Source organism: Dyadobacter sp. 22481 (assembly GCF_052044875.1).
Taxonomy (GTDB): Bacteria; Bacteroidota; Bacteroidia; order Cytophagales; family Spirosomataceae; genus Dyadobacter; species Dyadobacter endophyticus.
Genome location: NZ_JBQENV010000002.1, coordinates 1860679 through 1878781 on the forward strand (window position 1 = coordinate 1860679; position 18103 = coordinate 1878781).

The following is an 18103-nucleotide window of genomic DNA, read 5'->3' on the forward strand; positions in this document are numbered from 1 at the left end:
GCCAATGCTCCTTATCGTAGACGACGACCTTGCTATCCGCACTTCCCTGATGCTCCTTTTGAAGAAGGAAGGGTTTGAGGTGCGCGGGGCCGGTTCACCGGAGGAAACTTTTGAAATACTGAAAGCGGCAACTCCCGAACTTGTTTTGCTCGACCTTAATTTTTCGATCGAAACATCAGGAAAGGAGGGAATGCACCTGTTGCAGCGCATTAAGAAGCATAATGCAACGATTCCAGTGATTTTGATTACCGGATGGGGGACGATCGACCTGGCTGTACGGGGTATGAAAGAAGGCGCCGCCGATTTCGTGACCAAACCCTGGCAGAACGATTACCTGATCCAGTCCATCCGTACGATCCTCAACCTGGCCAAACCAGCTCAGCAGGCGGGAAGTCGGCGAAAATTAGACCAGCAATATCATTTTGAAAACATTGTGGGAGAAGATCCGAAGCTGCTTGATATCCTTGAAACAATAGGCCGGGTTGCGCCTACGGATGCACCGGTACTCATTACGGGCGAGAGCGGCACGGGAAAGGAGCTGGTCGCCGAAGCCATCCATTTGAATAGCCGACGGAAAGTGCGGCCATTTGTAAAAGTGAACCTCGGCGGGATTTCTTCGACATTGTTTGAGAGCGAGCTGTTCGGCCACGTACGGGGTGCATTCACGGATGCCAAAACCGACCGCATGGGCCGTTTTGAAATGGCCCACAGGGGGACGATTTTCCTGGATGAGATCGGGGAGCTGGATCTTGCTAGCCAGGTGAAGTTGTTGCGCGTGTTGCAGGAGCGCACATTCGAGCCGTTGGGCAGCAGCAAAAGCCGCACCGTGGATGTGCGGGTTATCTGTGCTACCAATCGAAATCTGGAAGAAATGGTGGGACAGGGTACATTCAGGGAGGATCTTTACTACCGCATTAACCTTATCACCGTCAAACTTCCCGCGTTGCGAGAGCGGCCGGACGATATTCCATTATTGTCGGCGTTTTTTGCAAATAACCTGAAAACGATTTACAACCGGCCCGAGCTGAAAATCAGCAATGCAGCTTTGAAATGGCTTGGAACACTGCCCTTACAAGGTAATATCCGTCAGCTCAAAAACCTGGTGGAACGCACGGTACTGCTGGCCGGAAACAGCGTACTCGACGTCGACGATTTCCAGCGCAACCTCAACGCAGGTAATGCCGCCTCGGCGCAGAAGCAGGTCCCGGAAGTAGGCAGCATAACATTGGAAGAAATGGAGTATCAGATGATCGTCAGGGCGATGCAACACCATCAGAACAAGGTAAGCAAGGTTGCCCGCTCGCTGGGCATCACCCGTTTTGCATTGTATAGGCGGTTGGAGAAATTTGGCATATCCTTTGATTCGGAAGAGGTATGAGGTTATCTACCAGGACGAAATACATTGCCTACATCGCGATCCTGCACCTGGTGCTGATCCTGCTGGTTTACAAATTACTTTTTGAAAACAAGGCGCTTTTTATTGCGTCAGAAGTTTTTCTGCTGCTGTCGGCGGGTGCGTCAGTCGTTCTTTACAACAATTTTATGCAACCTATCCAATTTGTGAAGTCCGGAATCGAGGCCATTAAGGACAAAGACTTTTCGATCAAATTCGTCCCGACAGGCAAAGGGGAAGTCGATGTGCTGATCGAGGTTTACAATATGATGATCGATCAGTTGCGAGAGGAACGTATCAAGCTCAACGAGCAGCATTTCTTTTTGGAAAAACTCATTGAAGCATCACCCATTTCCATCATTATCCTCGACTACGACGACCGGATCGAGTCGCTCAATAGCAAAGGGAAGAGCCAGTTAGAGCAGGATAACAACGCATTGATCGGTAAAAAGCTGACAGAAACCGACCTTTCGCTGCTCACCGAACTGGCGGGGATTCTCGATGGAGAGTCCAGGATGGTCAAGACCAACGGTATTACTACATTCAAGGCACAGCGCTCGCATTTCATGGACCGTGGGTTCCGGCGTTCATTTTTGATGATTGAGGAGTTAACCAATGAGATTCTGGAATCGGAGAAGAATGCTTATGGTAAGGTGATCAGAATGATGGCCCATGAGGTGAATAACACCCTGGGCGCCACTGATTCGATTTTGCAGACTACGACGCATCTGCTGCCCGATGCCGATTACGGCGACATCAAGGACGCATTGCATATCGCGTCGGAGCGAAACCAGCAGCTCACGCGCTTCATGCGCAACTTCGCGGATGTAGTGCGCCTGCCGTCGCCTATGCCCGAACGCACGGATATGGGTGCGCTCGTGCGCGATGTGGCCGTGTTTATGCAGAATGCGGCTTCCGTCCGCAATGTAAAAGTGATGAGCGAATCGCAGGAAAATGTGTTTTGGATGGTCGACAAAGGCCAAATGGAGCAGGTACTGATCAACGTGATCAAGAATGCGGTGGAGGCTTGCGAAAGCGGGCAGGAAGTGCATATCTCCGCAACCTCTTCCCGTGTTGTGATACGAAACAACGGTAAGCCGATCGATCAGGAGGTGAGTTCCAAGCTATTCAACCCTTTTTTCAGCACCAAACGCGACGGTCAGGGCATCGGTCTCACGTTAACCCGTGAAATACTCGGTAACCACGGCTTTGATTTTGCATTGGAAACGGGTCCCGGCGGCTGGACGGAGTTCCGTATCGAGAAATAGGCAATTAGCGCTTGCGAATGCGAATGGCAAGAGCTTTCGCCGGGTTAGTGACCATTAATGTGTGAATATCGCTGTCGGTAAATCCGTGTTCTTTCAATGCGGGAACCAGCTTGTCGGAAATCGTCGTGAAGCCGCGAAACGCTCCGCCATCAGGCTCTCCGGGTCGGTACCAGCCGGCGTCGTGTGAAATCAGCACCTGGCCCAGCCTGCGCTTGTTTTTTAGGAAAGAAATCCATTCCACATGTTTGCCGATATTCTCCGTATTCACGCCATCGAGGCTGATCCAACAGCCACTTTGGCCTACATTTTCCAGCTCTTCTGCGCTCCCGCTCGCGTGTACCCACACGAACGCGGACGGATGCACGCCCGATTGCATTAATATCTCAATTTCCTCACGCGCAGGTAATGCGGGACCCGTATGCGAGCATATGGTAAGCCCGGTTTTCAGATGCGTAAGCGCTGCCGCCCTGATCAGCTTTTGATGAAGCTCCGACAACTTGCCGTTATTGACGCCGGTTTTGATAAACCCGGGGCGAATGCCAGTTCCTTCAATTCCTTTTTCAAACTCCGTGACCCAGCGTGCCGCGAGTTGTTCTGCTGTTTCTGTGAATGCCCATTTAGGTAAATACTTATTATCCGAAGCGCCGTAATATCCGGTATTGGTCAGAATATTCAGCCCGGATAGCTCGGAAAGCTTTTTCAGCAAAATTACATCCCTGCCAATGAATGCGGGCGTGCATTCAACGAGCGTTTGAATGCCTCGCTGTTTGATTTCCAGCAAATAGGGCAGGACCTTCCGTATTACCTCATCGTGCCTCCATCGATCTGGTGAAATTTTGTCTGCACCGATGAAATCGACTAACACATGTTCGTGGATTAATGCAGGACCGAGTTTGGAAACGGCGATTTTGCCCTGGACGGAATACGTGTAGGGAGGCTCGGCGAGGGTGGCGCCCGTTATAATGGGGGCTGCTCCTAGTGTTGCCAGGAAATGCCGGCGTGAGATGTGGATGGCCATAGTCAACCTAAAAGGGCTGGCAACGGCCTATCTCCTTTACTCAATGATAACAAACGGCGTAGGACTAAACGAAATCACGAAAATAATAAACGCGATTACCCCCAAAATCATCCGGCGGGAGTCGAGCGGGGTGTTGTCTTCCGTATCAGGATGGCGGATGCCGAGGAAGCGGCCGAGGATGAGTACAAACGGTAGCAAATTGACCGAGCCGTCCCAATCCGGGCGAATGTAGGTCACGGCGAACTGGCCGACTACGATCAGCAGGCTGATCATCAGCGCCGTCGAGGAGTTATCGAATGCGCGTTTGAAACAGATATAGAGGAAATAAACGTAGATCGCAAGGTAGAACAGCCGCTCGTAAAACACAGCATCACTGCCGGTAGCGAAGGATTCGGTGCGGAACATCCCCAATCCTGCGTAAAACGCGAAAATTCCGAACAGTACCGGAGCAACGAAGTTAAAGCGTTTCTTGCCGATCATACCGTAGAGAATGTGCCCTCCATCCAGCTGGCCGATGGGGATCAGGTTCAGCGAAGTGAAAAACAATGCGAGGTAACCTGCGAAAAGGTATGGATAATGGATAATCTCGTAGGCATGCGGCAGGCGGGCGGGATCGGCTACGTAGTTTTTGAAAAACCAGAACAGGATATTGTCGCCAAGTATCAGGTTACCGGCTGGATTTTCGTAGGCGAATTGCGGGTAATTCAGCCCAAAGCGCTCATACTCGGGATGTATTTTGAAAATATAATCCGGCGGAGGCAAATGGGTGAAGCCGTACCAAAGCACAGCGAGTGCCGCCACAAAGCCCGCCAGCGGCCCCGCAATGCCGATGTCGAAGAATTTCACACGCGATTTAACAGCCTCTTTAATCCTGATAAACGCGCCGAGTGTTCCAATGCTTTGCGAAATACCAAACCAGAGCGGAATGTAGAATGGCAGTGTGACCTTCACTTTATGCGCCTTAGCCACAAAATAATGCCCGAATTCGTGGATCGTCAGGATCAGCAAGAAAGGGATTGAAAAATGAAAGCCCTGCACAAACTCCGTCCAGCCCATTGGCTTGGTGGGAATAGGTACTTCCTTGCCTTCCTGCTTGCCGATGAGGAAAAAGAAAATGTCGTAAACAAAACCAAAAATGTTCCCGAACATCCATTCGGCACCGGCCATCGTCGTGGTGATGATGGTGATGATAAATAATGCTGCCTGAATGATGTGGGTCCGTGTGTTAGACTGCATAGTCTTTGAGGTATTCCAGAATGGTGACCGGCTTTTGGACGTGGATGGTTTCGATACCGAGCTGTGCCGCGCCGCGGATATTATCCGCGTTGTCGTCGAGGAAAAGCGTTTCCTCCGCTTTCAGCCCGGCTTGATCGAGTACGTCCTGGTAAATACGGGTATCGGGCTTCATCAAGCCCATTTCGTAAGAAAGAAAGACGGTTTCGAACAAATCTTCAAGCTTTTCGACGCCTGTCGATGCTTCCAGGATCTTGTTGACCTGGGTAATGTGGATCGAACTCGTGTTACTGAGCAGGAACAGCCGGTATTGGGTAGCCAGCTTTCTGAGCAGCTCCACGCGCTCGGGCGGGAGGTCGAGCAGGAGACTGTTCCATGCGGTGTCGATGGCTTCGTCCGATAGATCAGGAAAGTTCAAAATTTCGCGCACATAATTCCGGAAGGTGGATTCGTCCATCGATCCGGTTTCAAACTGGCGGAAAAGTTCATTCTCTTTGAATATGGTGATGATCTCGCTCTGTTCCCGCCCGCTCAAATCGGCGAATGACTTGGAGGCAATGGGCACGTCGATATTGAGAATGACGTCACCGAGGTCGAAAATGATATTCTTGATCTTGTCGTTTTTCATGGATATTGTTACGCTTCAACTACCACACCCATTGCACAGAATTTATCGATACGCTGATCGATCCGGTCTTGCTCACCGATTGCTGCCAGTTCGGCAATATTTTCGAGAATTGTTCTTTTCAGCTCGTCGGCCATCCACTTGTGGTCGAGGTGGGCACCACCCAGCGGCTCGGCGATGATACCGTCTACCAGTTTGTAGTTGGTCATATCCTTGGCCGTGATCTTCATCGCTTCGGCAGCCTGCTCTTTGAAATCCCAGCTTCTCCAAAGGATCGCAGAGCAGTTTTCGGGGGAAATTACAGAATACCAGGTGTTCTCAAGCATCAGTACGCGGTCGCCGATAGCAATCCCCAATGCACCGCCGGAAGCGCCTTCGCCGATCACAATACAGATCACAGGCACTTTCAGCATAAACATTTCTTTCAGGTTGCGCGCGATCGCCTCGCCTTGTCCGCGCTCTTCTGCTTCCATGCCCGGGAATGCACCCGGTGTGTCGATCAGCGTTACGATAGGCTTGTTGAACTTTTCAGCCAGTTTCATCAGGCGTAATGCCTTGCGATAACCTTCCGGGTTAGGCATACCGAAATTCCGGTGCTGGCGTTGCTTGGTGTTGCGGCCTTTTTGTTGCCCGATCAGCATGAACGACTGTCCGCCGACATTGGCCAAGCCACCGATAATAGCCGGATCGTCGCGCACCTGGCGGTCGCCGTGCAGTTCGATAAATTCGTCGCAGATCAGTTCGATGTAGTCAAGCGTGTAGGGACGGTCGGGGTGACGTGAAAGCTGCACACGCTGCCAGCGCGTGAGGTTTTCAAATATTTCTTTTCGAAGGTTGGTGATGTTGCCTTCCAGCAACGCAATGGCATCCGAAAAATCTACATTGTTTTCTTGCGCCAGCGCTTTCATTTCTTCGAGCTTGCGTTCGAGCTCGGCCATAGGCTTTTCAAAATCCAGGTATGTTCTCATAATTCAGGTTCTGGTGATTAGTGGGCGGGAATCGGGGGCAGTCAGAGTTCGTAAGTAGTGCCCCTTAACGGCGTTTCCACCGAATGATAGCCGATTTCTTGAATTTTACTTTGGAATTCAGCCATACTTTGCTGCTCTCCGTGGACGAGGAAAATGCGTTTCAGTTTTTCCGGATCCTGCATTTTTACAAAATTAATTAAGTCGTTTTGGTCTCCGTGGCCGCTAAATACGTCAATTTTTTCAATATTAGCCAAGACCGGATACTGCTTTCCGCGAATAGAGATCGTGTCCTGGCCGTTCAAAAGCCGCCAGCCGAGGGTCCCTTCCGAGGCATAGCCGATCATCAGGATCGTCGCATAAGGATTGCCGATGTTAGCCTCCACGTGCGCCTCCACGCGTCCGCCTTGTACCATGCCCGACGAGGAAATGATAATGCAAGGCTCGTTATAGTTCGAAACGGCGCGGCTGGCTTCGGAGCTTTCGAGGTAGATCAGGTTTTCGAAGTCGAAAAGCATGTCATTTTCTTCCTTAAAGTCGCGCGCCTCCTTGTTGAGCATCCGGGAATGTTTCTGGTAAACCTTGGTGCTGCTATGTGCCAAAGGGCTGTCGGAGAATACTTTAATATAAGGGAATGAGCGATCGAGGTAAAGCTTATTGAGCGTATAAAGCAATGCCTGTGTGCGTCCAACGCTGAACGATGGGATAATGAGCCTGCCCGGAATATCGATGCAGGTACGTTTGATGACGTCGGCCAGCGTTTCCACAGTCCCGCGCTGGTCTTCGTGCAGGCGGTTTCCATAAGTAGATTCACAAATCAGGTAATCCACCTGAGGGATTTCCTGGGGGTCGGTCAGCAGCGGATAGTTCTTCCGGCCAATGTCACCCGAGAAGCAGAGCCGCTTTTTCTCGCCATCTTCGTACACTTCCAGTACAATATGTGCAGCACCAAGCAAGTGGCCGGCGGCATAATAAATGACCGTCACATTGTCGGCAATACGGTAACGCTGTCCGAATGCCACGGGCACAAAGTTGTCCAATGCCTCGATCACATGTTTTTCAACATAATAATCCATGGGCACTTCGCGCTTTTTCTTACCGCTTCGTTTCTTGGAGTTTACCCGCGAATTAAGTCGCTTCTGGTGCAGATTGGCCGCGTCTTTCAGCAAAAGCGAGGTCAGCGCCATGGTAGGCTCGGTACAAACCACCCGTCCTTCGAAACCCTCCTTGTACAGGTTGGGAATGTTACCAGAGTGGTCGATGTGCGCGTGTGTGAGCAGTACGGTGTTGATCAGGCTGGGTTCAAACGGGAAAACGCTTTTCTGCTGTTCGTATCTTGTTTTCTTGCCGATCTCATCCAGATCAAAATCGGAGCCACAGTCGATCAGGATGCGATAGTCGTCCGATTCTAAAAGGAACATACTACCTGTGACCTGCTGTGAAGCCCCCCAAAATGTCAATTTCATATAAATAGTATGGGGTGAAAGCTATATTGTATTTTTCGTCTGGCGGAAAAATCAATATCACTATTGTATCTTTTCTTTGTAAACTACTAATCAATTGTCTAATATCTTACAAAAGTACCAAAAAACAGCCTGAGATGCGGACATTAGTTACTAGTTTAGGCAAAGCGGCATGAATTTTGTGCCCGGCGAATATTTAATATGATGAGAACCACCCTTCTTTTCTTTTGTATACTCCTGACGGGCTGCATGGTGTCGGCGCAAACCATCGATAGTACGGGGCTGGTGCGTTTCAGCGATGTCGTGCTCGAACTGCAAAACAGCGAATTCATGCGCAGCGGCTCGCTGGCAGTGAGTGTCAAGGCCGTAAAGGACGGCACAAAAGTATTTGCATTGAATGCGGAGCGTTCGTTGCCTTCAGCGTCTACATTAAAACTCGTCTCCACCGCAACGGTCCTTGCGCTTTTTGGCGGTGATTTTAAATTCCAGACTTTCCTCGAATACGACGGCACCCTTCGCGGGGATACGCTCGCGGGTAACCTTTATATTCACGGTACGGGGGATCCGTCACTCGGAAGCGACCGGTTCAAAGGTTATCCAACGGCCCCGGAAATGATCAGCCGGTGGGTGGCCGCCGTGAAGCGGACGGGTATCAAATACATCAAAGGGAAGGTCATCGCCGACGCTTCGTTTTTCGATAAAGAAGCCATCGCCAGCACTTGGATTTGGGGCGATATGGGCAATTACTACGGCGCCGGTGTGCAGGGACTCAACTTCAATGAAAACCTCTATCGCATTAAATTCAAGCCTGGCGCCGATCCCGGAGATCCTACAACGGTGCTCGGTACTGAGCCTGCGATTCCGTATTTGTCCTTTACCAACCAGGTCACCACCGGCGAACGCGGCTCGGGCGACAAAACGATCATTTACAGTAGCCCACTCGGGAATAATGTGCTGCTTACCGGCACTGTACCGGCTGGTAATGCAGTTTTTACGGTCAAAGGCTCCATCCCGGACCCCGCATGGTACACGGCCTACGCATTGAAAAATTCATTATCGGGGAATGGCGTGGTGGTGGCGGAAGCCGATCAGCTTGACGGAAGTTCTATCGTTATGACAACGAATCCGAAGAAGATCATCGACGAATACAAATCGCCGCCATTGCGCGAACTGTGCCAGCAAGCCAATTTTTGGAGCATTAACCTCTTTGCAGATGCCTTTTTCAAGCAGTCTGGCAAGCGGCTTTCAGGCAGTTCCGGGTTTGACACCGCCGCTACGGCCATTACAGGCTACTGGTCGGGGAGGGGAGCCGATTTGCGGGGTTTTTATATCAAAGACGGGAGCGGCTTGTCGCCCTCCGGCTCCATTACCGCGGGTAGCCTGACTGATATTTTGAATCTGACGAATAGGGATGTCAGTTTTAAGGATTTTTACCAAAGCATTGCCACGCTGGGGCAAAACGGGACTGTCCGTAATCTGGGGAAAGGCTCGCGCGCGGCGGGCAATGTGCACGCGAAGAGCGGGTCTATTGAAGGCACACGGGCGTTTGCAGGTTATGTGAACGCAAAATCGGGCGCGTTGCTGAGCTTTACGATCATTGCGAATAAATACGTGCCGGGGAGTAACCGGGTGATTTCTGATTCGCTAGTGAAGCTGATGACGCTGATGGCGGAGTTGTGAGTAGGATAGCGCGAAGCCAGAGCTTCGCGCCATTCGTTTCACTACTGAACCACTTTCTCGATCACCAGATTATGGTTGGTATAAATGCAAAGGTCGGCCGCGATTGTCAGCCCTTCCCGCACCATTTCCTCGGCACTCAAATGCGCAGCATGTTTCTTCAACGCCTGTGCTGCCGATAATGCAAAGTTCCCGCCCGAACCAATTGATGCAATGCCGTTCTCCGGCTCCAAAACATCGCCGGTTCCTGAGATAACCAGGATTTCATCCTTATTGGCTGTAATCATCATGGCTTCCAGCTTGCGCAGATAGCGGTCCGTACGCCAGTCCTTGGCCAGTTCAATGGCGGCACGTTTCATATTGCCGCCGTAGCCATTCAGTTTCTCCTCAAAACGATCCAGCAATGTAAATGCATCGGCCGTCGAACCGGCAAAGCCGACCAGGATTTTGCCGCCTTGCAGCGTCCGGATCTTTTTGACATTGCTCTTGGCAACCGTGTTGCCCATTGTAGCCTGACCGTCCGCGCCCAGGGCGACAGTTCCGTTGTGTAGTACCCCGAGGACGGTAGTAGCGTGTATTTTCTCCATATTGATATTTTAATGCAAATGTTAGTCGCGTTTGAAACAAAAACCCTTTGAAAACAAAAGTGCCAGACCTTGCGGGCCTGACACTTTTTCATGTATTTGTGTTTTGCTTAAACCAGCATGCTCATTGGCTCTTCCAACAGCTTTTTCACTGTCAGCAGGAATTGTGCTGCGGTTGCGCCGTCTACCACGCGGTGGTCAGCCGAAAGCGTTACTTTCATGATGTTGGTCGGGTAAACCGTTCCATCTTCCTTGAAAGCAGCTACTTTTTTGATCGTACCGATCGCGAGGATACAAGAATCCGGCGGGTTGATGATCGCTGTAAACTCGTCTACACCGAACATACCCAGGTTGGATACCGAGAATGTGTTGCCTTCCCAGTCTTTCGGTTGCAGTTTTTTATCTTTCGCTTTGCCAGCCAGGTCTTTTACCTCACCCGAAATGGCAGAAAGCGTTTTCTTATCAGCCTCACGGATCACAGGCACGAGCAGACCTTCGTCTACCGCTACCGCGACGCCAATATTGACATAATTGTATTTTCTGATTTTGTCGCCCAGCCATGCGGAGTTCACGGCAGGATGTTGCTTCAATGCTATGGCGCAGGCTTTGATCACCATGTCGTTGAACGAAATCTTGGCAGTAGCCACTTCATTCAGCTGCGGGCGCAATGCCATCGCTTTGTCCATAGTGATTTCCATCGTCACGTAGAAGTGAGGCGCAGTGAACAAGCTTTCGCTCAGGCGGCGCGCGATGGTTTTACGCATTTGCGAAATTGGCGTGTCGACGAAATCGCCGGAGGCTGGTGCCGCTTGTGCAGGAGCTCCCACTGCGGGAGCCGGTTCTGCTTTGGCAGCGGGTGCAGGCTGAGCAGCAGAGGTAGCCGATGCCTGGGCTGCTGGTTTGAACTCGTCCACATCGCGTTTTACGATGCGTCCGTTGTCGCCGCTTCCGGCAACTTCGCTCAGGTTAATGCCTTTTTCGTCGGCCAGGCGTTTTGCCAATGGGGATGCTTTTACGCGGTCGCCGGAATCTGCCACTGAAACGGCTTTCTCGGAACCATTCACAGCCGGCGTTGGTGCCGCTTGTGCCGATGGAGCGGCCGCCTCTGCAGGAGCCTCGCCGTTTTCACGTGCAAGTAAGCCTTCCACATTAGCGCCTTCTTCACCTATTACTGCGATGATCGCGTCAACAGGAACCGCGTCGCCTTCTTTAATGCCTACATAAAGCAGCGTACCGTCTTCGTATGCTTCCAGTTCCATTGTAGCCTTGTCGGTTTCGACTTCGGCCAGGATATCGCCTGATTTTACTTTATCGCCTACTTTTTTCTGCCATGAAACCAGCGTCCCTTCTTCCATGGTATCGCTCATTTTCGGCATGCGGACTACCGCAGCATTGATTTTCTCGGTAGCAGCGGCTGCCGAAGCAGGTTTCGCAGCTGTTGCGGGAGTGACTGTTTCAACAGCGGGGGCTGCCGCGGCGTTGGCTGCCACAGCGGGGGCTTCCTTCGGAGCTCCGGCAGACGGAGCGCCATTTCCGTTGCTGGCACCATCAAGCAGCGACTGGTAATCCTCACCCTCGGCGCCAACGATCGCCATAACGCCATCGATAGGTACTGCGTCGCCTTTTTTAACGCCTATATAAAGAAGGGTACCGTCCCAGTAAGATTCAAGGTCCATGGTTGCCTTGTCGGTTTCCACCTCAGCAATCACTTCACCGGATTTAATTTTATCACCTACTTTTTTGTGCCATTCCGCGATAACACCTTCTTCCATGGTGTCGCTCATCTTGGGCATACGAATTACTTCTGCCATATCGCTTGTTAAGGTATTTTTGTTCTTGGTCGAAATTCAGACTTTGGTCAAAATTACAATAAAAGGTGAATAGGAGAGGTGTTTGACATTATAAAATTGCCCCCTGCTATCGGTGCGTTCCCGTTTTTGGGTAGGAACCTTTCTTGTAATGCTTGATAATCAGTGTTGTATAGGTATTTGTAGTAGGTTTATCAGGATTCGGCGGGCGAAACGCCATACCAAAAGGACGCTTTCAATGTTTTCCGGCGATATATGAATGATCGGCCAAAAGATGTGAATTAAGCCATCCGGCAGCTTCCTGATGTGATTTTGGAGATGGGAGGCGAAGCGTCCGAAAAAAACTCCTTGCGACGCGCAACCGCTTCCGGAATGTATATGAGGTCTCACCAAAGGCATTGCCTTGCCGCTCCACCGTTACTGTCGCACATCGCAAGCCGGTTTTGGCGATCAGGCCGATCAGATAGGGGTAATGTGGTAAATAGGGGATAAAACCGGCAGTAGCGTCGCTTCGCAGCACCATAAACAAGCCGGCATTCATCGGTATTTTCCTGGCCGAAAACCAATGCACCATACCTTTGAAAAGAAAGGAAGTAAGCAGTCGCCCGGGCGATTCATATTGCCCTTGCCGTTTTGCAAAAACAACGTCAATGCCCGGCTTCATCGCCCCGATCATCGCTGCCAGGTTTTCCGGCTCGTCCTGTAAATCGGCGTCCATCGTGGCGATGAGTTCTCCTCTGGCGAATGTCATGCCGGCTATCAGCGCATTGCTTTGGCCGGTATTCTTTTTCAAATTAACAATATGAAAAGAAATGCTGGCCGGAAGTTCGCGCAGAATGGCCAGTGAATGGTCGGGAGAAGCATCGTTGACATACACGACCTCGCACGGAATAGAGAGCGATGCTGCCACGTGGGTGATCCGCTCGTGCAAAGCCACGAGTGTCGAAGCACTTTTATATACGGGAATAACGATACTGAGCATCAATAACCCTTTTCATAATTGACGATATTCAACAGCGTTTCCCCGCGCACATAGCGTGCGAGGTTCTCTTCAAATAGAGATTGCCACTTGTATTCAGGCCCTTCGAGGCTGCGGCCTACGTGTGGGGTGATCATGATCCTCGGCTCGGACCACATCGGGTGGGAAAGGGGCAATGGCTCTTCTTCGAACACATCCAGGGCGGCCCCTGCCAAACGACCCGCTTGTACCCTTTCCAGCAATGCCTGGTCATCGAGCGTTCCGCCCCTGCCGATGTTGACCACAAATGCGTCGTGGGGAAGTTGATCCAGGACATGGCTGTTTACAAAGTGCCGCGTTTCCACGGTTTTAGGGAGGCAATTGATCAATACATCTGTTTCGGGTAATTGCGACTGCCAGTTTTGCTGCCCGAACAGGGCGATACCATGGTCAACCGAATCGTCGGGACTATTCCTTACCGCCGAAACGCGGCCTCCCAGAGCGGTGATCAACCGTGCGATCGCCTGGGCGAGGCTGCCCCATCCCAGGATCAGGCAGCGACTGCCGTTTAACGTGCGCAACCTGTGCCGCTGCCAGGAGCGTTCCCGCTGTTCGTCCCGAAGCAGATGAATACCGCGGAACAGCGTGAGGAGCAATGTGACGGTGTGCTCGGCCAGCTCTGCGTCATATACGCCACGGGCGCAGGTAAGGATAATGCCTTTGTCGAGAAGCCGCTGCTTTTCTTCCAGTATGATATCCACACCCACAGAATTGGACTGCATCCAGCGAAGCCTTTCTGCAAACGGCAGACTCTGAATGAAATAGCGGTTACCCAAAACTATTTCGGCCTTTTCGATCAGTCGGTAGGCTTCTTCCAGTGAGTGTGCAATTGCTATTTCGCGATCCGGTGCGGCTTTTTGCAGGCGCTGCAAATGTGCTGGTACCGGTTCATACATCAAAAGGATCATGCGTGATGCGGATTGGTGGTCCAGCTTTCGACTTGCTCGCGGAATGCCCGGAAATCTGCGGACACTTGTTCGTGCGATCGCCTGCGGGCTTCGTCGTAGGCGTTCCTGATGTGGTACACCATGTGCTCCATACTGTGGTTGACGTGGTCTTTGATGAAAGTTCGCCGGAGAAAGCTGAAATCGATACCCAGGCGGGCGTATTCGTTAATCAGGTATTTGCTGGCGATAGGGAAGCCGTTGGGCGGGTAGGTCACACCGCCGGCGCCGAGCGGTATTTCGAAATGTCTGCGGATGTCGGTTACTGTTTCGTTCATAAGCGGAACGAAAATGTTCCTGCTGTTTTGTTGAATATGGAGGTCGTTCAGCCCGATATAAGCCCGGCGGAGCGGCAGTTTGCCGAGTTCTGCCAAGCAGTCGAGGGCCGAGGTCGTTTCAATCAGTATATTGAACCCGGCCCGCCCGTTGATCATTTGCAGCGTGTCGCGCGCCTCGGCAACGGTCCGGACCATCGGGAGAAAAATTTCATCGGCACCGGCACGCAGCGCGAGCTCTACTTCTTCCTGTGTATATTCAACTGAGAAACCGTTGATCCTGCATATGAGTTTGCCTTCCGGCGTCACTTCGCGTATCCGGCAGAGGTCTTCGTAGGTGTCGTAATTGACCTGCGTATCAAAGTTTTCCTGCCTGAGCTTCTTCCCCTGATTTTCCCAGTCGACAATGATCCCGTCCACGCCTGCCGCGATGGCCGTTCGGACGACCGTCGGGTCATTCGAGAATAAAAAGAGCTGAAAATGGTTGGTAACGGGTAAATTTTGATTCACAAGGCTCTTGTTTTCTGTGCAACGATCAGGCAGCTGGTACCAAAAGGGATTTTTGTTTTGCTTCGAATGGCATTTATCTCCCAGCCGAGCAAACGTCTCAGTAAACGCGCAGTGGTTGGGCGACCGGCCATATGCTCGTTCCGTTTTTTGTTCGGGGTGTTATCTTTTTTAATCCCGAATTTTTCCGGTAATACCCGCGCAAACCACATGGGTGCCCACACGAGCGAAAAGAAATAGGTGGCATAGGTAACCTTGAAACCCGCTTCTGCAAGCCGGCCGGAAAGCTGTGCGAGTGTATAGCGCCTGAAATGCCCGAGCTGAACGTCGTTTTCGGACCATAAGCTCTGGAAAGCGGGTACGGTCAGCATGATTTGTCCGTCAGGGGTAAGTAGCCGGTTGATATTGTTGAGGAAAGACTTGTCGTCTTCAATATGTTCCATTACGTCGAAGAATCCAGCCGCGGGGGCCGTTCCAATTCCTTGCACCACATATTCTTCCAGCGTGCTTTGAATCGTCGACCGTATCCCTCTTTTCTTTGCGTTTTCGATTCCGCTGGGGTAGGGTTCCACCAACGTTACTTCGTAGCCTGCGTTTTGCATGGCCAACGCGGTAATGCCGTTTCCACCGCCGATATCGAGAAATTCTTTGGGAAAAGCGTTGGCCTTCATGGTGGCTACAAGGCATTCATTCCGGTGCTGATACCAGAACGACATGTCTTCCATCTCAAAGCACACCGAATTCCCGTCGTCGGGATAGGAAACAAGCCACTTCTCTCTTTTTTCTCCTATCATCTTTTTTCCGCTGTGATGATCTGGAAAGGCAGAAACGTGTTCAATCCCGGAATTTTTTCGAGGACAGGTTCACTTTTCTGGCCTAATGCCGTATTGGACAGGAAAGGCGGGTAAAAGCCAAATCTTTTAATTTTTAAATTCTTCCAACCGGCGTAATCCATCGCGTCGAACAGCTTCTTTTTGGTCATGTCCGCCACTCCTTTATCTCCCTCCCACGACATCCCTGGCGTCAGCGCAATTTGAAGGTAATAGAGCGGGTTGTATGCGTTTGGTTCGAGAAACACCAGTTTTCCGCCTGGTTTCGCTATCCGGTACATGGCCTGGAAGCAAGCGTGTAAGCTGTGGAAATGATGCAAAGCCATGAAGCCCATCACCACATCGAACTGGTCGTTGAGCTCCTCAGGTGCATCCAGAATGTCGGCGGCATGGAGCTTTACGGGAAACTTGTTGTCGTTGTACACCAACAACTGCTGCAACAGAAAGGGTGAGAGATCGAGCCCTTCCACCCGGTAACCCTGCGCGAGGAAATTCAGGGTGTATTTCCCCATACCACAGGCCACATCGATGATCCGGTCGGATTTTTTGATCCCCGCAAAGTCGATCACCTCTTTTACATGCCTGCGCACATAAGGCGAAGAAACCGGGATCATCGTTTTTTTGATTTTCTGCCCGAAGTAGTCGAGTTGCTGGTTGTTGTGGAATTTGATATTGGAGACGACGATGCTCATAAACAATGGGGTTCCTTTTGGTGGTGAATATACGCAAAAATGTCCCTAGTGAGCAACCGGCAGGCATCGACTTTTCTATCGGCTGTCAAAAATAACGGTTAGGCGCACGTCATTGACTGCTAGTAACTTCGTACAAATTGACGCGCCAAATCGTGGAGCTGAATATCGCCAGCTTTTTCAAACCCGATTTTTCGGGGTTGAGAATGTTTTCGGTTGATAAAATGTAGTCGCAATGCATGCCTTTCAAAGCCTGGTGCGAAAGGACGATATTGCGGGTAAGTGGCGCCGTGCCGCGGGTAATATACGGTTCATAGTAGGAAAGTCCCTGGTCGTACAAGATCGCGCACAAACTACCCCAAAAGTCAAAGAACCCCCGATTACCATCGCTTTTTTCAAGTTCTGCTGCGATGATCTTCCTGAATTTCCTCTTATAGGAAAGAGGGTAATTACTGGAATAGCCATCGATGGTCCACATCCCGTTGTATTGAGCAATTGCGGGAGGCATGCCAATACTCGCCACGCGGTAAGATTGCACCGGTTTTTTAATGTACGATTTAATTTCGCCGAACATGCGTTCTGCATAGTAATCTTCGTATGTAAAGATATAATGGTAGGGCACAATCTTCACGAATGGCTTTATGAGCCGCTCGTAATAAGTAGGCTGGTAGGCAAAGCAGACGATAAGCTGCGCAAAGGCGACGACGGCAATAACGCGATTACGATAGCGGGTTGAAATGAGAAGGATTGCTTGTGCGGCAGCGATGTGCCACAGCAATTGCAGGAAAATATGAAACCTGTCCATACTAAACATCCGCAGCAGGTCTGATTGATTGCGCAGGTTTACAATAAATTCGCATTGTAATGCGGCTATGTACAGGCAAATTAGTGTGATGGCGGCCAAGGTGCCGGTCAGGCCTTTGGGGAGACGCTTTTCGCGTATAACAAAGATTGTGAAGGCTGTGCAGACGAGCGGCAGCAGCACAAATGTGTGCAGCGACAATGCAACATCGACGTTGCCCAGCAAAAAATATCTTGCAAATACTTTCAAACGGGAAGCCGGGAACCGACGCATTTCCATTCGGTGCGATTCAAAGCCCTCGCCTCCCAGGAGATTATGGACCAGATCTATTTTCGTTACGATATAAACCGCTAACAAAACGCAGAAAGCAAGTAACAGGCGGCGATATGGTAACTTCAATACCATGTCATGCGCTATCAGAGCGCCCAACGCGAAAAGAATGAAAACACCTGCCGACTGGAAATTGGACGTAAACGGAAATGCGCCAACGATCAGCCAGTTCCATTTGGCAGGTTTGCCGTTACGGATATTGAGAAGGGCAAAGAGCAATAACGGTTGCCCGGCAATGCTAAGGCCCCAGGTGGGTAAAAAAGGCGTGAATGCAAATGAAAGTGCCAGAAAGGCTGATGCCCACTCATTTAGCGCAAGGTGGTGCCTGCAAAGCAGCCACATACCGATCAGCGCAAAAGCACTGATAAATATGATGTAGAACTGGTAAGCCTCGAAGGTCGGCAGAACGAGGTTTAACCAATAATAAATGTTATAGGAAGTTACCAGCGTAAACTTTGGAACTCCGCCCAGGAAGGGTTCTACTATGGCGTAAGGGGGAGCCCAGGCATAACCCTGACGTGTAACGACCCGGTACCAAACGACAAAGGAGTCCAGCGAATCGAACGCGTTGAAAAATGCGCGCTGGCCCAGAAAAATGACAGGCGCATGATAAAGAAAAAATACCGACAACATCCCTGGAAGGCAATATTGCCGGTATTTCGCGCCCATGAAAT

General features: G+C 50.9%; 16 protein-coding genes. 3 read left to right on the forward strand and 13 right to left on the reverse strand.

What is annotated here, in order from left to right:
• Window positions 1-4 precede the first annotated feature (4 nt).
• The gene (locus tag ACTJJJ_RS17900; protein ID WP_440702566.1) at window positions 5-1378 is read left to right on the forward strand and encodes a sigma-54-dependent transcriptional regulator; all 1374 of its coding nucleotides are present in this window, start codon (window positions 5-7) and stop codon (window positions 1376-1378) included.
• Window positions 1375-2661, forward strand: a complete 1287-nt coding sequence (locus ACTJJJ_RS17905; RefSeq protein ID WP_440702567.1) for a sensor histidine kinase — start codon at window positions 1375-1377, stop codon at window positions 2659-2661. Before ACTJJJ_RS17900 ends, ACTJJJ_RS17905 begins: the two co-directional genes overlap by 4 nt.
• A 4-nt stretch (window positions 2662-2665) precedes the next feature.
• On the opposite strand, the gene ACTJJJ_RS17910 is transcribed toward ACTJJJ_RS17905, so the two are convergent.
• From ACTJJJ_RS17910 to ACTJJJ_RS17930, 5 genes are read right to left on the reverse strand one after another with little or no spacing between them, the layout of a single operon-like run.
• Window positions 2666-3679 (reverse strand): phosphotriesterase family protein, encoded by a 1014-nt coding sequence (locus tag ACTJJJ_RS17910; RefSeq protein ID WP_440702568.1) that lies wholly within the window; start codon window positions 3677-3679, stop codon window positions 2666-2668.
• A 36-nt stretch (window positions 3680-3715) separates the two neighbouring features.
• Complete coding sequence (locus tag ACTJJJ_RS17915) at window positions 3716-4915, reverse strand: site-2 protease family protein (protein WP_188932746.1); 1200 nt, start codon at window positions 4913-4915, stop codon at window positions 3716-3718.
• Complete coding sequence (locus ACTJJJ_RS17920; protein WP_426293561.1) at window positions 4905-5540, reverse strand: HAD family hydrolase; 636 nt, start codon at window positions 5538-5540, stop codon at window positions 4905-4907. The genes ACTJJJ_RS17915 and ACTJJJ_RS17920 overlap by 11 nt, the downstream gene beginning before the upstream one ends.
• An 8-nt stretch (window positions 5541-5548) precedes the next feature.
• Window positions 5549-6505, reverse strand: a complete 957-nt coding sequence (locus ACTJJJ_RS17925; RefSeq protein ID WP_188932744.1) for an acetyl-CoA carboxylase carboxyltransferase subunit alpha — start codon at window positions 6503-6505, stop codon at window positions 5549-5551.
• A gap of 41 nt (window positions 6506-6546) precedes the next feature.
• On the reverse strand, window positions 6547-7968 hold the full coding sequence (locus tag ACTJJJ_RS17930; RefSeq protein ID WP_188932743.1) for an MBL fold metallo-hydrolase RNA specificity domain-containing protein: 1422 nt from the start codon (window positions 7966-7968) through the stop codon (window positions 6547-6549).
• Between the two features lie 198 nt (window positions 7969-8166).
• On the opposite strand from ACTJJJ_RS17930, the gene dacB reads away from it, so the two are divergent.
• Complete coding sequence (gene dacB / locus ACTJJJ_RS17935; protein WP_440702569.1) at window positions 8167-9645, forward strand: D-alanyl-D-alanine carboxypeptidase/D-alanyl-D-alanine endopeptidase; 1479 nt, start codon at window positions 8167-8169, stop codon at window positions 9643-9645.
• Window positions 9646-9686: 41 nt separating this feature from the next.
• On the opposite strand, the gene hslV is transcribed toward dacB, so the two are convergent.
• The 8 genes from hslV to ACTJJJ_RS17975 form a co-directional block, all read right to left on the reverse strand.
• Window positions 9687-10229 (reverse strand): ATP-dependent protease subunit HslV, encoded by a 543-nt coding sequence (hslV, locus tag ACTJJJ_RS17940; RefSeq protein WP_188932739.1) that lies wholly within the window; start codon window positions 10227-10229, stop codon window positions 9687-9689.
• Window positions 10230-10336: 107 nt separating this feature from the next.
• On the reverse strand, window positions 10337-12037 hold the full coding sequence (locus ACTJJJ_RS17945; protein WP_188932737.1) for a pyruvate dehydrogenase complex dihydrolipoamide acetyltransferase: 1701 nt from the start codon (window positions 12035-12037) through the stop codon (window positions 10337-10339).
• A gap of 232 nt (window positions 12038-12269) precedes the next feature.
• Window positions 12270-13016, reverse strand: a complete 747-nt coding sequence (locus ACTJJJ_RS17950) for a glycosyltransferase family 2 protein (protein WP_440702570.1) — start codon at window positions 13014-13016, stop codon at window positions 12270-12272.
• On the reverse strand, window positions 13016-13960 hold the full coding sequence (locus tag ACTJJJ_RS17955) for a D-2-hydroxyacid dehydrogenase (protein ID WP_440702571.1): 945 nt from the start codon (window positions 13958-13960) through the stop codon (window positions 13016-13018). The genes ACTJJJ_RS17950 and ACTJJJ_RS17955 overlap by 1 nt, the downstream gene beginning before the upstream one ends.
• On the reverse strand, window positions 13957-14781 hold the full coding sequence (locus ACTJJJ_RS17960; protein WP_440702572.1) for an aldolase/citrate lyase family protein: 825 nt from the start codon (window positions 14779-14781) through the stop codon (window positions 13957-13959). The genes ACTJJJ_RS17955 and ACTJJJ_RS17960 overlap by 4 nt, the downstream gene beginning before the upstream one ends.
• Window positions 14778-15572 carry a class I SAM-dependent methyltransferase gene (locus ACTJJJ_RS17965; RefSeq protein ID WP_188932728.1) on the reverse strand — a complete coding sequence of 265 codons (795 nt, stop codon included), beginning with the start codon at window positions 15570-15572 and terminating at the stop codon, window positions 14778-14780. The genes ACTJJJ_RS17960 and ACTJJJ_RS17965 overlap by 4 nt, the downstream gene beginning before the upstream one ends.
• Window positions 15569-16300 carry a class I SAM-dependent methyltransferase gene (locus ACTJJJ_RS17970; protein WP_188932726.1) on the reverse strand — a complete coding sequence of 244 codons (732 nt, stop codon included), beginning with the start codon at window positions 16298-16300 and terminating at the stop codon, window positions 15569-15571. Before ACTJJJ_RS17970 ends, ACTJJJ_RS17965 begins: the two co-directional genes overlap by 4 nt.
• A 109-nt stretch (window positions 16301-16409) precedes the next feature.
• Entirely contained in the window at window positions 16410-18098 is a 1689-nt protein-coding gene (locus ACTJJJ_RS17975; protein WP_440702573.1) for a DUF6044 family protein, read from the reverse strand.
• Between the last annotated feature and the right edge of the window lie 5 nt (window positions 18099-18103).

Coding starts and splice junctions, on each gene's coding strand:
- ACTJJJ_RS17950 (WP_440702570.1), bottom strand. CDS start 13,016: ATGCTCAGTATCGTTATTCCCGTATATAAAAGTGCTTCGACACTCGTG.
- ACTJJJ_RS17925 (WP_188932744.1), bottom strand. CDS start 6,505: ATGAGAACATACCTGGATTTTGAAAAGCCTATGGCCGAGCTCGAACGC.
- ACTJJJ_RS17975 (WP_440702573.1), bottom strand. CDS start 18,098: ATGGGCGCGAAATACCGGCAATATTGCCTTCCAGGGATGTTGTCGGTA.
- ACTJJJ_RS17945 (WP_188932737.1), bottom strand. CDS start 12,037: ATGGCAGAAGTAATTCGTATGCCCAAGATGAGCGACACCATGGAAGAA.
- ACTJJJ_RS17920 (WP_426293561.1), bottom strand. CDS start 5,540: ATGAAAAACGACAAGATCAAGAATATCATTTTCGACCTCGGTGACGTC.
- ACTJJJ_RS17970 (WP_188932726.1), bottom strand. CDS start 16,300: ATGAGCATCGTCGTCTCCAATATCAAATTCCACAACAACCAGCAACTC.
- hslV (WP_188932739.1), bottom strand. CDS start 10,229: ATGGAGAAAATACACGCTACTACCGTCCTCGGGGTACTACACAACGGA.
- ACTJJJ_RS17915 (WP_188932746.1), bottom strand. CDS start 4,915: ATGCAGTCTAACACACGGACCCACATCATTCAGGCAGCATTATTTATC.
- ACTJJJ_RS17905 (WP_440702567.1), top strand. CDS start 1,375: ATGAGGTTATCTACCAGGACGAAATACATTGCCTACATCGCGATCCTG.
- dacB (WP_440702569.1), top strand. CDS start 8,167: ATGATGAGAACCACCCTTCTTTTCTTTTGTATACTCCTGACGGGCTGC.
- ACTJJJ_RS17900 (WP_440702566.1), top strand. CDS start 5: ATGCTCCTTATCGTAGACGACGACCTTGCTATCCGCACTTCCCTGATG.
- ACTJJJ_RS17955 (WP_440702571.1), bottom strand. CDS start 13,960: ATGATCCTTTTGATGTATGAACCGGTACCAGCACATTTGCAGCGCCTG.
- ACTJJJ_RS17910 (WP_440702568.1), bottom strand. CDS start 3,679: ATGGCCATCCACATCTCACGCCGGCATTTCCTGGCAACACTAGGAGCA.
- ACTJJJ_RS17930 (WP_188932743.1), bottom strand. CDS start 7,968: ATGAAATTGACATTTTGGGGGGCTTCACAGCAGGTCACAGGTAGTATG.
- ACTJJJ_RS17965 (WP_188932728.1), bottom strand. CDS start 15,572: ATGATAGGAGAAAAAAGAGAGAAGTGGCTTGTTTCCTATCCCGACGAC.